This is a genomic window from Pseudomonas brassicacearum (genome assembly GCF_003732225.1).
Taxonomy (GTDB): Bacteria; Pseudomonadota; Gammaproteobacteria; order Pseudomonadales; family Pseudomonadaceae; genus Aquipseudomonas; species Aquipseudomonas brassicacearum_E.
In genome coordinates this window covers 90,805-108,901 of the sequence record NZ_MOBJ01000013.1, presented here as the reverse complement: position 1 = coordinate 108,901, position 18,097 = coordinate 90,805, and the positions used below count along the sequence as shown (strand labels likewise).

Annotated in this window: 14 protein-coding genes and 1 rRNA gene; 11 read left to right on the top strand and 4 right to left on the bottom strand. The window is 60.1% G+C overall.

The window, feature by feature from the left end; translation table 11 throughout:
• Nucleotides 1-122: 122 nt before the first annotated feature.
• Nucleotides 123-238 (top strand): 5S ribosomal RNA (gene rrf / locus BK659_RS19720).
• 258 nt (nucleotides 239-496) lie between these two features.
• Nucleotides 497-2,389 (top strand): penicillin-binding protein 2, encoded by a 1,893-nt coding sequence (gene mrdA, locus BK659_RS19715; protein WP_123426644.1) that lies wholly within the window; start codon nucleotides 497-499, stop codon nucleotides 2,387-2,389.
• A gap of 11 nt (nucleotides 2,390-2,400) precedes the next feature.
• Here the strand turns inward: mrdA and BK659_RS19710 are convergent, their stop codons facing one another.
• Nucleotides 2,401-3,357: a LysR family transcriptional regulator gene (locus BK659_RS19710; RefSeq protein WP_123426643.1), complete on the bottom strand. Its 957-nt coding sequence runs from the start codon at nucleotides 3,355-3,357 to the stop codon at nucleotides 2,401-2,403.
• A 174-nt stretch (nucleotides 3,358-3,531) separates the two neighbouring features.
• Here BK659_RS19710 and BK659_RS19705 point away from each other — a divergent pair, with 174 nt between their 5' ends.
• The 5 genes from BK659_RS19705 to qhpG all read left to right on the top strand — a co-directional run bounded on the left by BK659_RS19705 (nucleotide 3,532) and on the right by qhpG (nucleotide 10,108).
• Nucleotides 3,532-4,287 carry a class II aldolase/adducin family protein gene (locus tag BK659_RS19705; protein ID WP_123426642.1) on the top strand — a complete coding sequence of 252 codons (756 nt, stop codon included), beginning with the start codon at nucleotides 3,532-3,534 and terminating at the stop codon, nucleotides 4,285-4,287.
• Between the two features lie 239 nt (nucleotides 4,288-4,526).
• Complete coding sequence (locus BK659_RS19700; protein WP_123426641.1) at nucleotides 4,527-6,431, top strand: sigma-54-dependent Fis family transcriptional regulator; 1,905 nt, start codon at nucleotides 4,527-4,529, stop codon at nucleotides 6,429-6,431.
• Entirely contained in the window at nucleotides 6,431-8,149 is a 1,719-nt protein-coding gene (locus BK659_RS19695; protein ID WP_123426640.1) for an ABC transporter ATP-binding protein, read from the top strand. The genes BK659_RS19700 and BK659_RS19695 overlap by 1 nt, the downstream gene beginning before the upstream one ends.
• Nucleotides 8,139-8,816: a subtilisin-like serine protease QhpE gene (gene qhpE / locus BK659_RS19690; protein WP_123426639.1), complete on the top strand. Its 678-nt coding sequence runs from the start codon at nucleotides 8,139-8,141 to the stop codon at nucleotides 8,814-8,816. The genes BK659_RS19695 and qhpE overlap by 11 nt, the downstream gene beginning before the upstream one ends.
• Complete coding sequence (gene qhpG / locus BK659_RS19685; RefSeq protein WP_123426638.1) at nucleotides 8,813-10,108, top strand: flavin-dependent monooxygenase QhpG; 1,296 nt, start codon at nucleotides 8,813-8,815, stop codon at nucleotides 10,106-10,108. The genes qhpE and qhpG overlap by 4 nt, the downstream gene beginning before the upstream one ends.
• Nucleotides 10,109-10,231: 123 nt before the next feature.
• On the opposite strand, the gene BK659_RS19680 is transcribed toward qhpG, so the two are convergent.
• Nucleotides 10,232-11,722: an aldehyde dehydrogenase family protein gene (locus BK659_RS19680; RefSeq protein ID WP_123426637.1), complete on the bottom strand. Its 1,491-nt coding sequence runs from the start codon at nucleotides 11,720-11,722 to the stop codon at nucleotides 10,232-10,234.
• Between the two features lie 155 nt (nucleotides 11,723-11,877).
• Complete coding sequence (locus tag BK659_RS19675; protein WP_123426647.1) at nucleotides 11,878-12,540, bottom strand: HAD family hydrolase; 663 nt, start codon at nucleotides 12,538-12,540, stop codon at nucleotides 11,878-11,880.
• Between the two features lie 314 nt (nucleotides 12,541-12,854).
• Here BK659_RS19675 and peaA point away from each other — a divergent pair, with 314 nt between their 5' ends.
• The 4 genes from peaA (at nucleotide 12,855) to peaD (ending at nucleotide 17,426) form a co-directional block, all read left to right on the top strand.
• The gene (gene peaA, locus BK659_RS19670; protein ID WP_123426636.1) at nucleotides 12,855-14,435 is read left to right on the top strand and encodes a quinohemoprotein amine dehydrogenase subunit alpha; all 1,581 of its coding nucleotides are present in this window, start codon (nucleotides 12,855-12,857) and stop codon (nucleotides 14,433-14,435) included.
• Between the two features lie 93 nt (nucleotides 14,436-14,528).
• Complete coding sequence (peaB, locus tag BK659_RS19665; RefSeq protein WP_123426635.1) at nucleotides 14,529-15,959, top strand: quinohemoprotein amine dehydrogenase maturation protein; 1,431 nt, start codon at nucleotides 14,529-14,531, stop codon at nucleotides 15,957-15,959.
• Nucleotide 15,960: 1 nt separating this feature from the next.
• Nucleotides 15,961-16,284 carry a quinohemoprotein amine dehydrogenase subunit gamma gene (gene qhpC / locus BK659_RS19660; protein WP_054596428.1) on the top strand — a complete coding sequence of 108 codons (324 nt, stop codon included), beginning with the start codon at nucleotides 15,961-15,963 and terminating at the stop codon, nucleotides 16,282-16,284.
• Nucleotides 16,285-16,307: 23 nt separating this feature from the next.
• Nucleotides 16,308-17,426: a quinohemoprotein amine dehydrogenase subunit beta gene (gene peaD, locus BK659_RS19655; protein WP_123426634.1), complete on the top strand. Its 1,119-nt coding sequence runs from the start codon at nucleotides 16,308-16,310 to the stop codon at nucleotides 17,424-17,426.
• A 162-nt stretch (nucleotides 17,427-17,588) separates the two neighbouring features.
• On the opposite strand, the gene BK659_RS19650 is transcribed toward peaD, so the two are convergent.
• Entirely contained in the window at nucleotides 17,589-17,978 is a 390-nt protein-coding gene (locus BK659_RS19650) for a GFA family protein (protein WP_123426633.1), read from the bottom strand.
• Nucleotides 17,979-18,097: the final 119 nt, after the last annotated feature.

Genomic DNA, 18,097 nt, shown 5'->3' with positions numbered 1-18,097 from the left:
GAGCGCCAGATTGCGGTGTGTGAAGACGAAGTACACCGAAAGTTCGGAAAAAACACACAAATCTATCACCTACCCAATTTGCTGAAGCGAAGCCAACCGGCGACGACTCAGTACCCGAATTTCTTGACGACCATAGAGCATTGGAACCACCTGATCCCATCCCGAACTCAGCAGTGAAACGATGCATCGCCGATGGTAGTGTGGGGTTTCCCCATGTGAGAGTAGGTCATCGTCAAGATTAAATTCCGAAACCCCTATCTGCGACCGCAGGTAGGGGTTTTGTTTTGTCTGCGAGAAAGTGACCTTCGCTCATGGCCGTGTCTTTACTGTGAGCCCGTAGCGCGTCCGACTGTCGTTTTGGCCGTCAAGGACAGCCACTCAGGAAATTAGTCCTAAAGCGGCCGTGCAGTTTTTGGTATGGTGCAGCTCGTTTTTTGATGGACTGATGTCACGCGCAGGGAATGGCGTTTAACCCAGTCAAAGAGTTGCTGCAGAAATGCCCGAACCGATCCCGATCAAAGACCATGAAACAGAAACGCGTCTGGTCAACAAGCGGTTGTTGGCTTGCGCGCTGTTCGTGGTTGCCATCACCTGTGCACTGGTTGCGCGCCTGTACATTCTGCAAGTGGTCGAGTTCGACTATCACTCGACGATCTCCGAAAACAATCGGGTGCACGTTCTGCCCATTACCCCGACTCGCGGCCTGATCTATGACCGCAATGGCGTGCTGCTGGCCGACAATCGGCCGAGCTACAACCTGACCATCACCCGCGAGCGCGCGACCGATGTGAAGGGTGAGCTGGACTCGGTGGTCAGCCTGCTGCATTTACCTCCTGAAGACCGCACGCTGTTCGACAAGGCGATGAAACAGGCGCGCCATCCCTTTGTTCCGGTCACCCTGTTCTACGAGCTGACTGAAGAGCAGATCGCCGTACTGGCGGTGAACGAGTTCCGTTTGCCGGGAATCGACGTCGAGCCGCAGTTCGTTCGCAACTACCCGCTGGGCGCGCATTTCGCCCACTCGATCGGTTATGTCGGGCGCATCAACGAGAAAGAATCCAAGGCACTGGACACCGTCGAGTACCGCGGTACCCAGTCGATCGGCAAGACCGGTATCGAAAAATTCTACGAGTCCGAGTTGCATGGTCATGTCGGCTACGAAGAGGTCGAAACCAACGCCCAGGGGCGGGTGCTGCGAGTGCTCAAGCACACTGACCCGATTCCCGGGAAGAACATCGTGCTCAGCCTCGATGTGAAGCTTCAGGAAGCGGCAGAAGACGCGTTGGGCGACCGTCGTGGCTCAGTGGTTGCTCTTGATCCGGCAACCGGTGAAGTGCTGGCAATGGTTAGCAAACCGAGCTTCGATCCGAACCTGTTCGTCACCGGCATCAGCTTCAAGGAATACGCGGCGCTGCATGACTCCATCGACCGCCCGCTGTTCAACCGGGTATTACGCGGGTTGTACGCGCCGGGCTCGACGATCAAACCGGAAGTAGCGATTGCCGGGCTCGACACCGGCGTAGTGACGGCATCCACTCGGGTCTTCGATCCGGGTTACTACCAACTGCCGGATTTCGATCACAAATACCGCAACTGGAATCACAGTGGCGACGGTTGGGTCGACATGGATGCGGCGATCATGCGCTCCAACGACACCTACTTTTACGACCTGGCGCACAAGCTCGGCATCGATCGTCTGCACGATTACATGGCGAAGTTCGGCCTTGGCGAGAAGGTCTCGCTGGACATGTTCGAAGAGTCCGCCGGGTTGATGCCATCCCAGGCCTGGAAGCGCGCTACTCGTCGCCAACCGTGGTTCCCGGGTGAAACGGTGATCCTCGGGATCGGTCAGGGCTATATGCAAGTGACGCCGCTGCAACTGGCTCAGGCGACTGCTCTGATCGCCAACAAAGGCGTGTGGAACCGACCTCGCCTGGCCAAGACGATCGACGGCGTTGCGCCGGTGGACGAGCATCCGATGCCGAATATCCTGCTGAAGAATCCACGGGACTGGGACCAGGTCAACCACGGTATGCAAATGGTCATGCACGATCCACGCGGCATCGCTCGTGCGGCAGCAGTGGGGGCGCAATACCGGATCGCAGGCAAGAGCGGTACCGCACAAGTGGTAGCGATCAAACAGGGTGAACGCTACGACCGTTTGAAGACCCGCGAGCGTAACCGCGACAACGCCTTGTTCGTCGGTTTCGCCCCGGCCGAACATCCGCAGATCGTGATTTCAGTAATGATCGAGAACGGCGAGGCCGGCGGTCGGGTTGCCGGTCCCGTGGTACGGCAGATCATGGATGCGTGGCTGCTGGACAAGGACGGTCACCTGAAGCCGCAATACGCGAGCCCGAGCAAACCACCAAACGATCCTCACGTTTGAAGTGCTAACAGCTACAGCACCTGTTCATGCTTGCCGAGCAGGTGCTGGAAGCTATCCAGGAACACCGTTTCGGCCTGAGTCATTTTCTGCTCGCGATTCCAGAGCAGCTGAATATCCAGATCCGCCACGCCTTCCTCAGGCGGCAAACGCCACAGCAACCCCTGCTCGACGTCTCGCCGTACCAGGTGAACGGGCAAACAACCAATCCCGAACCCTGCACAAATCAGCCGATGAATCTCTTCGAAACTGGTCGATGATGCGACGATCTTGCCAGTAAAGCCTTGCTGGTCGCGAAACAGTGTCAGCGGTGAAAGATTGCCGCCCAACTGGTCGCTGGTGAAGCTGACGAAGTGCTCGGCGGCAAGTTGTTCGAGTGTCAGATTCTCCTGCCCGAACAACCGGTGGCGTTGGCCGCAGAAGTACCCATAACGCTCGCGAAACAACACGCGTTGCTCCAGCCGAGGCTGGCGCTGTCGGCATAGACCAACGCCTACCGTCGCAGTTTTTTGCAGCAGTGAACTGATGATGTCCGAACTGCCCATCACCTCGACTTCCAGCTCGACGTTCGGGTGACTTTCATGGAAATCAGCCAGAAACTCATCGTAGTACACCGACTGAATACCGCTGATCATAAGGATCCGCACCTTGCCCACCACGTCATCGTGACGACTCTCCAGCACCGTCCCCAAACGGGAAACATCACCATAAATATCCGCCGCGATACGCAGCACTTCTTCGCCAGTCTCGGTGAGGTCGAAGCGCCGGCCGCTGCGAACAATCAGTACACAGTCGAGTTGCTCTTCGAGACGCTTGAGCGCCTGGCTCACCGCCGATTGGGTAATGTGCAGGCGCGCAGCAGCGCGGCTCATGCTGCCTTCCTGGCCGATTACCAGATACGTGCGCAACAGGTTCCAGTCGAGCCGGTCATTGAGAAAGCGCCGGCTGGAGTGCGAGGGAGATGAGGGCATAGAAACTCCATCTATTAGCATTACTAATAGCAAAGTTAAGAATTTGAAAATTGACTAATCCTAGCCCGGCCGCGATAAAGCCCACAAGCACACCGTGCTGTCGATAATCGGCGTCTGCGCTTCGCTCACCCAAGGAACGCCCGGTCGCCATCACGTACAAGAAGAGGTGGATTTGTGAGTAAGCCTGAAGAGATGAACGCTGTTGAATGGCAGGCCCGGTGCGAGTTGGCAGCCCTGTATCGGCTGGTCGCGCATTTCCGCATGACTGACCTGATCGACACCCACATCACGTTGCGGATTCCGGGTCCCGAGCATCACTTCCTGATCAACCGTTACGGGGTGATCTTTGATCGCATGCGCGCCTCGGATCTGGTGCGCATCGACCCGCAGGGCCGAATTGTCGACCCGGCTTACGCGGATCATCGAGTCAACACCGCGGGCTTCGTAATCCATTCGGCCATCCACATGGCGCGCGCCGATCTGAACTGTGTGATTCACACGCACACGGCGGCGGGCATGGCGGTGGCTGCGCAGAAGCAAGGCCTGCTGCCGATCACTCAGCACGCACTGAAGTTCTACGGCAAGCTGGCCTATCACACCTATGAAGGTATCGCCTTGTCGTTGGACGAGCGTCAGCGGTTGATTGCCGATCTGGGGCCGCACAAGGCGATGATTCTGCGTAATCACGGGCTGTTGGTGGGCGGCGCCAGCGTGGCCCACGCGTTCCAGGAAATTTACTTCCTGGAGCGCGCCTGTCAGGCACAGGTCCAGGCGCTTGCGGGCGGCTGTGAGCTGAACTTCCCATCGTCAGCGGTTTGCACCCACACGGCTGAACAGTTCGAGCAGGACGATGCCGAGAACATCATCGACCTGGCCTGGTCTGCGGCATTGACCCTGATCGAGTCACAACGCGAGTCCTATTGCTCATGAACACCGAGTCAGGCGCTCTGTGGCACTTGCCAGTCCTTTGACGTTAACGTAAAGATAAGCGCTGGCGCCGATTTCCCATGGCGCAGGTTTTGCTTGAGGGAAGGGCCGTCCGAGGTATCGGGCAAACTTCCCTTTACTGCCATCTGAACCGGGTAGATATTTCCCCATGGCATGCGTGCTTCGTCGCATGTCTGGAAGTGACCCGGCCAGAGACTGGGCGGACCGATCCGGAGCGCTTGATGACTCTTATAAAAACAATAACTCCAGAGCTGCAACATGAAGCCCGGCTGGCCCGGGAGAAACTTCACCTTGAAGGCGAAGTCCCCAGCGGGGTGTTGCGCGCTGAAATCGATGCCTCATGGCGGCGCAGCTTGAGCCATGGCGTGCACTTCAATGGCAAGCATGAGCTGGCGCTGGAATCGAGCGCGAGCCTCGAGGTGTTGCTGGCGAGCAATCGCTTGCTGATCGACGCCGCGATGCCGGCCATCGATTACCTGGCCGCGCGTCAGGGCAAGGAAGGGCTGATCATCCTCGCCAATTCCGACGCGACCATTCTCGCGGTTGAAGGCCGCGCCGACCGACTCAAGGGCACTGGCCTGCAAGACATCACCCTGGGCGCCTGCTGGAGCGAAGCTGTACGCGGCACCAACGCCCTCGGCACTGCGCTGGTGGAAGCCCGGCCAACACTGATCGACTGCGGCGAACACTACCTCGATCGTCTCAGCGATTTTTCCTGCACTTCGGTGCCGATTCATTGCCCTCAGGGCGACATCCTTGGCGTACTCGACCTGACCCGCGAAGGCCCGTTGGGTCGGGTGCATGACAGCACCTCGTTGCTGGCGATGGCGGTCAGTCAGATTGAAAGCCGGGTGTTCAATGCAAGTTTCCCCGAGCAGATCGTGCTGGCCTTCCACAGCCGTCGACAGTACCTCGAATCGCCTTGGCAAGGGCTGTTGGCGGTAAGCCTCGGCGGGCAGATTCTGGCCGTCAGTGCTCAAGCCTGCCAGTTGCTCAATGCCGAGCGCTCAGCCTTGGTCGGTCGTCGTTGCGAAGAGTTTCTCGGGGTTGATGGCTTGCAATTGCTGGCGCGTCTGCAACTAGACGGGATCGGCAGTCTGCAAACCGCCAAGGGCGAATTTTTCTACAAAACCCTGCGGGCGCCACGGCGCTCGATTAACGTCAGCAGCACGCCGCGCAGTGTTGCCAAAAGCACCAAATCCCAACCCGATCTCGAATCCCTGGCCGGTAGCAATGCGCGGTATGCGCGTGCATTGCGCATGGCCCGGCAAGGCCTGGCCAATGAGTTGCCGGTGTTGCTGCTGGGGGAAACCGGCACTGGCAAGGAAGTCATCGCCCGGGCATTGCACATGGCCGGCAGCCGCTGCGACAAACCCTTCGTCGCGGTCAATTGTGCAGCGATCCCCGAAGGCCTGATCGAGTCGGAACTGTTCGGCTACCGTGAAGGCGCGTTCACCGGTTCACGGCGGGGCGGGATGATCGGTCGATTGCAACAGGCCCATGGCGGCACGTTGTTCCTCGATGAAATCGGCGACATGCCGCTGGCGTTGCAAGCGCGCCTGTTGCGGGTGTTGCAGGACCGCAAGGTCGCGCCGCTGGGCGCCGGTGAAGAGCAAGACATCGACGTCGCGCTGATCTGCGCGACTCACCGCGACCTCAAGCGTCTGGTCGAGGACAAACACTTTCGCGAAGATCTGTTCTACCGGGTCAACGGCATCAGCGTGATGCTGCCGGCCTTGCGCGAGCGCGATGATTTCAGTGAGCTGGTGAAGCGCTTGCTTGGCAAACTCGACGCCCCGACGGTCAAGCTGAAAGAGGACCTGAGCAATCTGCTCGCCGGTTACCACTGGCCGGGCAACATCCGCCAGTTGGAGATGGTGCTGCGTACCGCGCTGGCGATGCGCGAGCCCGGTGAAAGCGTGCTCAGCCTGGATCATCTGCCTGACAGCATGCTCGATGAGCTGAATGCCAGCGAACGTTCGTCCTCCGGCAGTATTCGCGAGAACGAGCTGGAGCTGATTCGACAGTCCCTCGACAGTCATCATGGCAATGTTTCGGCCACCGCCGATGCGCTAGGCATCAGCCGAGCGACGCTGTATCGCAAGCTCAAACAGTTGCGCAATTGATGCGTCGCTTGATCGTCAGGCTGGTCGACAGCCACAACCCCCAGGCACTGGATGCCGCGCTTGCGTGGCTCTACGGCTTCGTGCGCCCGCATCGGCTGGCGATAACCGGGCTGCTCGGGTTGTCGGTGTGCGCCTCGTTACTGGTGCTGGTGCAGCCCTGGCTGACCAAGTTGCTGATCGACGATGGACTGTTGGCGCACAACTTTTCCATGCTGGTGCTGATCGCCGGGTTGATGATTGTCGCCGGACTGCTCGGTACCGCGTTATCGGGGATCAATCGCTACCTGCACACGCGGTTGTCGGGGCGCATTCTGTTTGCCCTGCGCGATGACCTTTATCGACACTTGCAGACCTTGTCGCCAGGCTTCTACGGGCAACGGCGGATCGGCGACCTGATGTCGCGCCTCGACGGAGACGTCGCGGAGATCCAGCGGTTTGCCGTCGACTCGCTGTTCTCGGCCGTTTCCAGTGTCATCGGTCTGGTCTGCGCGGTGGCGATGTTGCTGACCCTGTCATGGAAACTCTCGCTGCTGGCGTTGGTGTTGATTCCGCTGGACGTGCTCTGGCTGCGCTGGATGCGGCGCAAGGTCGAGCGTGATGTGCGGCAATTGCGAGAGCGCTCGGCGGACATGTCCTCGTTCATGGTCGAAACCCTGCCGGTGATGAAATTCATCCAGTCCGCCGGCCAGCAGCAACGCGAAGCGCGGCGTCTCGAAACATTGGGGCAGGGCTACATGAGCCAGTTGCTGCGCCTGCAAGTCACCGAATTTTTCACCCAAGCAGTGCCTGGCACGCTGACCTCTTTGTCGCGGGCCTGTGCGTTTTTGATTGGTGGTTACTGGGTGGTGCAGGGTACTTGGCAGCTCGGCGCGTTGATCGCGTTTTCGACCTATCTGGGGATGGCGGTCGGGCCGGTGCAGAGCTTGCTCGGGTTGTATGTGGCGATTCAACGGATGACCGTCAGCCTCGGTCGGGTCATGGAGCTGCGCGGTGAACAGCCGAGCGTCGTCACGCCGGTAACGCCGCAGCCAATGCCGAGCTCTGGCGAACTGTGTTTCGAGGCGGTGCATTTTAGCCATCCTGGCCGCCCGGTGACCTTGCGCGGGATCGAGGCGCGTATTCCTTACGGTTTGAAAGTTGCCCTGAGCGGCGGCTCCGGGGTTGGCAAGTCGACACTGATCGACCTGCTGCAACGGCACCACGACCCGCAGTCCGGCCGGGTGCTGCTGGACGGCATCGATCTGCGTGAACTGGAGCTGTTCGAGTTGCGTCGGCGGATTGCCGTCGTCAGCCAGGACATCGTGCTGTTTCGCGGCAGTCTGGCGGATAATCTCGCGTATGCGGTGCCGGATGCCAGCCGTGAGGCGGTGGTCGAAGTGGCGCGGTTGGCGCAACTCGACAGCTTGATCGCGTCCCTGCCCGAAGGCCTCGACAGTCCTTTGGGCGAGCGTGGTCAGCAGTTGTCCGGCGGGCAGAAACAGCGGATCGCTATCGCCCGTGCGCTGTTGCAGGATCCGCTGATTCTGGTGCTCGATGAAGCTACCTCGGCAGTCGACGAGGCCACAGAGCGGGAAGTCATCGAGGCCATCGACCGACTGTTTACCGGGCGCACGCGGATCCTGATCAGCCATCGCCCCTCAACCCTGGCCGATGCCGATTTGCGCTTTGAATTATTCGACGGCGTGCTGACGCCTGTGCAGGTGCTGCATGAAGCCTGAGCTACGGATTGGCGTGGTCGACAGTGGGCATTCCGTGGCGCAACGCGGGCAGGTGAGCGTCGGGCGAAGGTTTTATCTGGTCGAGGATGGGCTCGCCGAAGACCAACTGCGTGACGACCCTCTGGGCCACGGCAGCGCGGTCGTCGAGGCGATCAGCCGACGTGCTGCCTCGGCGCGTTTTTGTGTGGCGCAAGTATTCGACCAGCGTGGGGTGACCAGTGCCTTGCAAATCGCCACGGCGATCGATTGGCTGGTGGCGCAGGACGTGCGGGTAATCAACCTCAGCCTGGGTTTGCGCCAGGACCGCAGCCTGCTGCGTGAAGCCTGTTCGGCAGCATTGGCCCGTGGTGTTTTGTTGTGCGCGTCGAGCCCGGCGCAAGGCGAGGGCGTGTACCCCGCGAGTTACCCACAGGTGTTGCGGGTGACCGGCGATGCACGTTGCGGCGAACACGAATGGTCGTGGTTGAACAGTCAGCAGGCCGACTTTGCCGCCTGCGTTCAAGGCACCTATCCAGGGCAATCCGGCGCCAGTCTCGGTTGCGCGGCGTTGACCGGGCATATCGCCAATTTCCTCGCCGGACACCTTGACGCGAGCAATCCACAGATTCTCGAATGGCTGCGCGATAACGCCCGTTATCGTGGCCCCGAGCGGCGAGTCTGGACATGAGCGCGATCCTGATTCTCGGTGCCGGGCCTGCGGGTGCGGCAGTGGCGCTGGGGCTGCGTCGGATGGGTTATGCGGTAACGCTGATCAGCGATTGGCGGCGTTTCGCGGCGCTCGAAGGCGTCTCGCAACGGGTGCTCGAAGCCCTGCGTAGCGCCGGTTTGAATCAGGCACTGGCGGAGGCCGCGTTGCCGTCGCAGCGGCAGGTGTCGTGGAACGGTCAGCAGCATGCGCAAAACATCGAGTTTCTGCTGGATCGGCCGAGCTTTGATCGAGGCCTGCGTGAGGACTTGCGCCTGGCCGGCGTCGAGCTGATTGAAGGCCGGGTGCTGGCCGTCCACTCCCAGGCGTCAGGCCATCGGGTTGAGGTCGAAGGTCATGGTGAGTTGTTCAGCGGGTTTCTGGTGGAGGCTCGCGGTCGTCAGGCGCCAGCGCTTGGCAAAGGACCGCGCGGACCGGAGACGGTCAGCCTGCTCAACCGTTGGCAGGGCGCGCCCGGCAGCACCGCCAGCGCTGTGGAAAGTCTGCAGGACGGTTGGGCCTGGATGGCGCGACGGGCCGATGGTCAATGTTATTGGCAGTTGACCGTGGACGTGGCCAGCGCCGGGTTGCCGGGCAAAGCGCAGTTGCTAGACTACTGTCGCCAGCGCCGTCAGGGCTCGCCGTTGGCCGCCGATTTTTTCGGGGGGCGGCCTGAAACCGATCTGCAACTGCATGCCCGCAGCAGCACGGCGATTCTCAATCCACAGGTGTGCGGCGATAACTGGATTCGGGTTGGCGATGCGGCTATGGCGGTTGATCCGCTGTCGGGCAACGGCATCTTTCAGTCGTTGTCTTCAGCGTTGCAGGCGCCGGTGGTGATCAACACCTTGTTGCGTAAACCTGAGCGGGCGGCATTGGCTCAGCGTTTTCATCAACAACGGGTCGAGCAGCTGTTTTTGCGGTTTGCGCGCATTGGCCGGGATTTTTATGCCGATGAACTGCGCTGGCCGGAGCAACCGTTCTGGCGGGCGCGTCGACAATGGCCGGATACGGAGCTTGCTCATGCACCCGCAGATTTTGCGTCTCTGAGAATTGAACGCGCACCGGTACTGCGCGATGGATTTGTCGACGAGGCCGAAGTGGTGATCACGGCGGATCAGCCATTGGGGATCTGGCACGTGCAAGGGGTGGAGCTGGCGCCGTTGCTGCGTCGCCTGCAAACCGAACCCGCCGAGCAAGCGCTGGCAGGTTTGACGGTGGATCAGGGGCGAGTGGTGCGCAGTTGGTTGCTGGGGCAGGGGTTTCAACCCTGACAGTTGAGGTGACCGGTCTGGCGCCATCGCGAGCAAGCTCGCTCCCACAGGGATCTGGTGAACGCTAGAGATCCAATGTGGGAGCGAGCTTGCTCGCGATGACGGTCTGGAGAGCACCAATGATTACAGTTTGATCAACACCGACTTTAACTCGGTGTAATGCTCGATCGCTGCATACCCCATCTCCCGGCCCACGCCGGACATCTTGTAACCACCAAACGGCAATGCCGGGTCGAGGGCGCTGTGGCAGTTGACCCAGACCGAACCGGACTTGATCCGTGGAATCATCCGGTGCACGGCCGCCAGGTCGTTGGACCAGATGCTCGCGCCCAAACCATACGGACTGTCATTGGCCATGCGCAATGCATCGGCTTCGTCATCGAACGGAATCGCTACCAGCACCGGGCCGAAGATCTCTTCCTGAACCAGCGAATGCTTTTGATCGACGTCGACAATCACTGTCGGTTTAACGAAGAACCCAGGGCCGAATTGCTCGCCACCACAGGCGATGGTCGCGCCGCTTTCACGGCCCATTTCGATGTAGTTGTAGACCCGCTCCTGCTGGCGCGCCGAGATCAGCGGGCCCATTTCAACGCTCGGGTCCAGGCCGTTACCCAGCTTCATGGCGTTGGCAATACCGGCTATGTCGGCCACCACATTGTCGAAATGCTTGCGCTGCACATAGAGCCGCGAACCTGCGCAGCAGACCTGACCCTGGTTGAAGAAGATCGCGCTGGCCGCTCCGGCGGCGGCACTGCCGAGGTTGGCGTCGGCCATGACGATGGTCGGCGATTTGCCGCCCAGCTCCAGGGTGACCCGGGTCATGGAATCCATGGCGATCTTGCCGATCTGCTTGCCGACGGCAGTGGAGCCGGTGAAGGTCAGTTTGTCCACCAACGGGTTGTGGGTCAGCGCCGAACCTGCGGTGATGCCAGTGCCGGTGACCACGTTGAACACCCCGCTCGGGTAGCCGGCTTCCAGTACTAACTCGGCGAGTTTCAGCGCGGTCAGCGGCGTTTCATCCGCCGGTTTCAGCACCACGGTGCAACCGGTGGCCAGGGCCGGGCCGAGTTTCCAGCAGGCCAGCAGCAGCGGGAAGTTCCAGGCAACGATGGCGCCGACCACACCCACTGCTTCACGACGGATAAAGCTGTGGAACTGATCATCCGGCATTAACGGCAGCGAGACTTCGACGCTGGAGCCTTCGATCTTGGTCGCCCAGCCAGCCATGTAGCGCAGGAAGTCTATGGACAACTGCACGTCCATGACCTGCGCCACGGCGGCACTTTTACCGTTGTTCAGGCATTCCAGTTGCGCGAGCAATTCGGCGTCGCGCTCCATCAGGTCAGCGAGTTTCCACAACAGGTTTTGCCGCTCCCGAGGTCGGGTGCGGGTCCAGGCTGAATCATCGAACGCGTGACGCGCAGCGAGTACGGCGCGATCCACGTCGTCCGGCGTAGCCTTCGGTACAACGCACAGCACTTCGCCGGTCGCCGGGTTGTGCAAAGGCATGGTCTGGCCGTCGGCGGCCTCGACCCAGTCGGCGCCGATCAGCATGCGCGGCGCGCGTTGGATGAAAGCCGAAACGGCAGGAAGCAGATAAGGAAGCGGCATGGTGGAACCTCGTCTTGTTCGTGTGACGAGGTCTTTCGCAACGGTTGTGCCAGTTTGCCGAAGGGCTGTATTTAGCGGGGGGCAGTGCCAAAAGCAGCTGACAGGAGTGCGCGGCGTTGTCGCAAACTGAGACGCGGATGAGACATCTATAACCATTAACGGCTCACCATGCGGTCGATCACGGCCCACAGCTGCGGATCGTCAAAGTCCTCGATCACCAGATGCGCACCGGCGGCCAGTAGTGTCTCGCGGCGTTGGCTGGTCACCAGGCCCACGGTGAAAATCCCGGCCTTCACCGCCGCCGTCAGGCCGGGGATCGAGTCTTCGAACGCCAGGGTCACCCCGGCGCTGGCGTGCAAACGTTCGAGGCCGGTGAGGTAGGGCAGGGGATCGGGTTTGGCGCGGGGCAGTTCCTCGGCGACCACGATATGTTCGAAACGCTCACGCAGGCCCAGAGCTTCAAGCATGTGATCGGCGTTGGCCCGTGGCGCGTTGGTCACCACGGCGATGCCGATGTCTTGAGCCTTGGCGAAATCCAGTAAACGCAGCAGCCCGGCAATCGGTGTCAGTTGTGGCGACAGTTCACGGAAGCGCACTTCCTTGCGTTCGGCGAACGCTTCGCGCTCGGCCACCGAGCGGTCCGGGAACAGGTAGCGGCACATGTTGGCGTTGGCCTGGCCACTCACATGCGCTTCGAACTCGGCTTTGCTGAAGACCCGGCCATCCTCCTCCAGCAACAGCTGTTGCAGCGCCAGCAGATGGAGCGCATCGGTGTCGGTCAGGGTGCCGTCGAGGTCGAAGAGCAAAGCATTGAGCATGGCGCAGTTCCCGTAGCTGAAGCGGTTAAGCGGATAGCTGGCCATCGTATACGCAGGGCGTCATCTATGCTCGTCTCAGAGTGCAACAGTTGTCGCGATATTAGACGCCGCTCATGTTTTTCAACTGTGATCAAAAGTCGCTACTTATCTCTAATTATCTGATTTTAAAGACTATTAATAAGCTGGCACGCTCCGTGTATTGCTCCTTCGCAGACGTTTCTCTTGCCTCCGCCAGCGACCGGTTAGCCGGCGGCAGAAACCATAAAAACAACAGATCACAACAATAAGAAAGCACCGTGCGAGGTTCGACGTTGATGAAGAGAAAACTCCGATCAGGCATGAGCGCCAGTCTGCTGGCGCTCGCCGCGTGTGCCGCCCTGCATGCTCCGCAAAGCATGGCTGCGCGTGATGCCCAAACCATCCTCAAGGAAACCTGCCAGGGCTGTCATACCCCCGAGGCCGACAATGCCTTGAGCCGTATCAGCCACCAGCGTAAAACCCCCGAAGGCTGGCTGATGAGCATCGCCCGGATGCAGACCATGCACGGTTTGCAGATCAGTGATGAGGATCGCCGCACACTGGTCAAATACCTCGCCGATACCCAAGGCCTGGCACCGAGTGAAACCGATGGCGTGCGTTACGCGCTGGAGCGCCGACTCAACACTGTCGAGCATTTCGACGACCAGACCAGCCAGATGTGCGGCCGCTGCCACTCCGGTGCGCGGGTGGCCCTGCAACGGCGGCCGGCCCAGGAGTGGGAGCGTCTGGTGAATTTCCACCTCGGCCAATGGCCGTCTCTGGAATACCAGGCGCTGGCCCGCGACCGCGACTGGTTCGACATTGCCCGCAAAGACATGGTGCCGTTGTTGGCCAAGCGCTATCCGCTGGACAACCCGGCCTGGAAAGCCTGGCAGAAAACCGCGCCGAAAGCCGAAACGCTGGTGGGGGACTGGAGCTTCAGCGGTCACTTGCCGGGCAAGGGTGAACTGGCCGGTGTCATGAGCGTCAGCGCCTCGGGCTTTGATCAGTTCAAGGTCACGGTCAAAGGCCAATACGCCGATGGCAGCCCGTTCAATGGCGACGGCAGCGCGATCCTCTACAGCGGTTACGAATGGCGCGGCAACGTGACCATCGACGGCGTCGTCATGCGTCAGGTGTTTGCCGCCAAGGGCACTGAACTGCAGGGCCGGATGTTCGAAGCCGAGCACGATGAACGTGGCGTCGACTTTATCGCCGCCAAACAAGGCTCCAGCCGTTTACTGGCGGTGCAGCCGGGTTATCTGAAGGCCGGCAGCGAAACCGAAGTCACCCTGATCGGCACCGGCCTGCAAGGCACGCCGAACTTCGGCAGCGGAGTGCAAGTGGCGCAAGTGCTGGAGCAAAGTCCAGAGCGCATCAAGGTCAAAATCAAAGCCGCCGCCGATGCCAAGCCTGGTGCGCGCGAGGTCACGATTGGCAACTTGAAAGGCGTGACGCTGGCAGTCTACAGCCAGATTGCCGAGGTCAAGGTGGTGCCGGAATTCTCGGTGGCGCGGATCGGTGAGGGCGGCGGTTCGACGCCGAAAGTCCAGGGCCGTTTTGACGCCGAAGCCTGGGGCAATGGCGCCGATGGCAAGCCGTATCGCATCGGTGTGTTCCCGGCGCAATGGAAGGTCGAAGCCTTCGACGACCGCGCCAAGGAAGACCAGGACGTCAAGTTTGCCGGCACCATGCAGGCCGACAGCGGCGTGTTCACCCCGGGTGATGCGGGGCCGAACCCTGCGCGCAAGATGTCCACCAACAACGCCGGCAACCTCAAGGTGATCGCCGCCGTCGACGACGCAGGGAAATCCCTGACCGGCGAGGGCCACATGATTGTCACTGTGCAACGCTGGAACAATCCACCCATTCCCTGATTTGAAAACGTGAGCTGGCTGACGTAACGGTTTCAGACACTTTTCAGGAATGACCGCAGGCCTCGTGAAACGGGGTTTGCACAGGAGGTTGTAATGGGCGCTATCTTGAATCTGGTCGAGCGCAATCTGCACGAAGTGCACGTCGATGCCGACCGCATGCTGTTCCATATTCCCAGCAGTTCGCTGTTCGCCAGTGATGAGCTGACCGGCACCATCATCGATACCTTGCGCGGTCCCGGCTGTTCGTCGGAGGACTTGATCCAGCGCTTGGCGGCACGCTTCAACGGCGATGAAATCAGTGAAACCCTGCGCGAGCTGATCTCCCTGGAACTGGTCAGCGACGGTTCGCCGCTGACCCCGGACATCGGCACCAAACGGGTCGAACGCACGGCGATCAACACCGTGGTGCTCAACGTCAACACCGGCTGCAACCTGAGCTGCACGTATTGCTACAAGGAAGACCTCGACAAGCCCTCGGCCGGCAAGAAGATGGACGTCGACACCGCCGTCGCGTCGGTGGAAATGCTGCTGCGCGAATCGCCAGACGAAGAGCGTTTTACCGTGGTGTTCTTCGGTGGCGAGCCGCTGAGCAATCGCAAGCTGATCGAGTACATGGTCGACTACTGCGAGAAACGCTTTCGCGAGGCCGGCAAGTTCGTCGAATTCGTCATGACCACCAACGCCACGCTGCTCACCGAGGACACGGTTGACTACTTGAATGCCCACCGTTTTGGTTTGTCGGTGAGCATCGACGGACCGAAAACCGTGCACGACCGCAACCGCATCACCGTGGGCGGGCAGGGCACCTATGACGTGGTTCGGCGCAAGGCCGAGATGCTGCTGTCGCGCTACAACAGCCGCCCGGTCGGTGCGCGAGTGACCCTGACTACCGGCGTTACCGACGTCGAAACCATCTGGGATCACCTGTTCAACGAACTGGGTTTCGCCGAAGTCGGTTTTGCCCCGGTGACCTCGGGCGACATCAGCAGCTTCAACCTGTCCAGCGACGAGTTGATCGAAGTCTTCGCCAACATGAAAAAGCTCGGCCGGCGTTATCTGGAAGCGGCGCTGGAGCACCGCAACATCGGTTTCTCCAACCTGCACCAGTTGATCACCGACATCCACGAAGGCCACAAAAAAGCCCTGCCGTGCGGTGCCGGACTGAAGATGCTGGCGGTGGATCACAAGGGCGAACTCAACCTCTGCCACCGTTTCACCGGCTCGTCATTGCCGACCTTCGGCAACGTTCACAGCGGCGTGAAACAGGTCGAGTTGAACGACTTTTTGTCCCAGCGCCTGGACCGGAGCAACACCGGCTGCGAAGACTGCCAGATCCGTAACCTGTGTTCCGGCGGCTGCTACCACGAGAGCTATGCCCGTTATGGCGACCCGACCCACCCGACCTATCACTACTGCGAACTGATGCGTGACTGGGTCGACTTCGGCATCGAGGTCTACACCCGGATCATGGCCCACAACCCTGCGTTTATCAGCAGTTACATCACTCCGCGCAAGGCTCACTGATATGAAACATCTCAAGGCAATCAATAACAAAGCCCAGAAGCTCGATCAGGCCGCGGCCGAAAACCGTATCGAAGAAGTGGTGGCAATGAGTTCCGTCGCCGGTTGCGCTTCGACCACTGACCCCGGCTGGGAAATCGACGCCTTTGGCGGTGTGTCATCGCTGTGTCAGCCGATGGAAGCCGACCTTTATGGCTGTTCCGACCCTTGCTGGTGGCCGGCTCAGGTGCCGGACATGATGAGCACCTACCCGGACTGGAACAAGGACGCCCAAGCTTCCAACGAGAGCTGGCGCAACCTCGGCACAGTCTTCCCAAAAGATAAATGATCGGACAGAAGAAGGATTCCTGCATGCGACACATCAATGCCTGCGGCTTGGCCGCTTCCGCCCTCCTGAGTGTCTGTTCACTCAGCGTTCTGGCCGATGAAAACACCGTGCTTCAAAGTGGTCACGAGTACATGCTGACCACCAATTATCCGAACAACCTGAACGTCATCGACCTTAAAACCGACAGCCTGTACAAGACCTGCAAACTGCCGGATGCCTTTGGCCCCGGCACCATTCAGTTGTCGCCGGACCGCAAGACCGCCTACGTGCTGAACAACCACTACGCGGACATCTACGGCGTCGAACTCGACAGCTGCAAGCAGGTGTTCCACGCCAGCATCACCCAGCAACCGGGGGAGAAAGCGCGCTCGATGTTCGCGTTCACCCTCAGTCACGACGGCAAGGAGCTGTACACCGTCGCCAACCCGACCTTGATGCTCAATGATCATTACGAAGTGCAGCAACCACGGCTGGATGTGTACGCCACCGATGCCGGCATGAGCGCCAAACCGGTTCGCAGCTTCCCGGCACCGCGCCAGCTGACCATCATGCAAAGCGGTGACGACGGCACGCTGTATGTGGCGGGTGCGGACATCTACAAGGTCAACGTGAAAACCGGCAAGTTCGACGTGCTGATCCCTAGCCGTCACTGGAAACGTTCGAACTACAGCGCACCGGACGTGCTCTACGTGTGGAACCAGCAGACGTATCGTCACGACTTCTCGCTGCTCTACACCACGGCGAAATTCAAGGACGAGAAACAGGACCCGGCCACCGCCGAAAACCTCTACGGGCTGTTCAGCATCGACCTGAAAACCGGCAAGACCGAAACTACCGATTTCGGCCCGCTGATCGAAATCTATTTCAGTGGCATGCGCTCGCCGAAAGATCCGAACCTGATGTTTGGCGTGCTCAATCGTCTGGCCAAGTACGACATCCAGCAGAAGAAGCTGCTTCAGGCGACGAACCTGGATCACTCCTACTACTGCATTTCCTTCAACAAGGACGGCAGCAAGATCTACCTGGCCGGGACCTTCAACGACGTGGCGATTTTTGATGCCGACAGCCTGAAACAGATCGGTAGCATCAAAATGCCGGGCGGCGACATGGCGATCACCACGGCGCAGGTGTTTATCCGCTAATCGCGGTGCCTGCACGGACGCTATCGCGAGCAAGCTCGCTCCCACACTGGATCTGGGTGCACACAAAATGTGTGTACGACCGAAATACCATGTGGGAGCGAGCTTGCTCGCGAAGAGGCCCTTACAGCCGCTAGAGCATCAAGCCCCGACCACCGGGCAAACTCAGGTCTCCTTCCTGGCAAGCCCTTCATAAACCAGCCAAGGCACATCGTGAGACGTCCAGATGTGTGCCTGCGGCGTCATCTGCGGATCATCATCGAGCGTCGCCACCCGCACAATCACATGCGGCTGAGCCAAACGTTCGGCCACCAGATGCGAGCCGCACTGCGAGCAGAAGTGTCGCAGTTTGCCGGGCGAGGACTCGAAGGATGACAACTTGTCCAAACCCCTGACCCAACGAAAATGCTCGCGCATGACCCCGGCCGTCGAAGCGAACGCCGCCGCGTGGGCCTTGCGACAGGTATGGCAATGACAGTGACTGATCGGCATGTCGAGGCTGTCGAGTTCATAGGCGATGGCCTTGCACAGGCAACTGCCGTGGAGTGTTTTCACACTGATTCATCCTTTGGGAAGTGGCACCTTGCGTAGGGTATTTCTTTTGGGACGATCCGATAAGTCCGAGAAGCGCCGACTAAAAAGTTCCAGCGCCAGGAACATATGCCGGGTCTGGT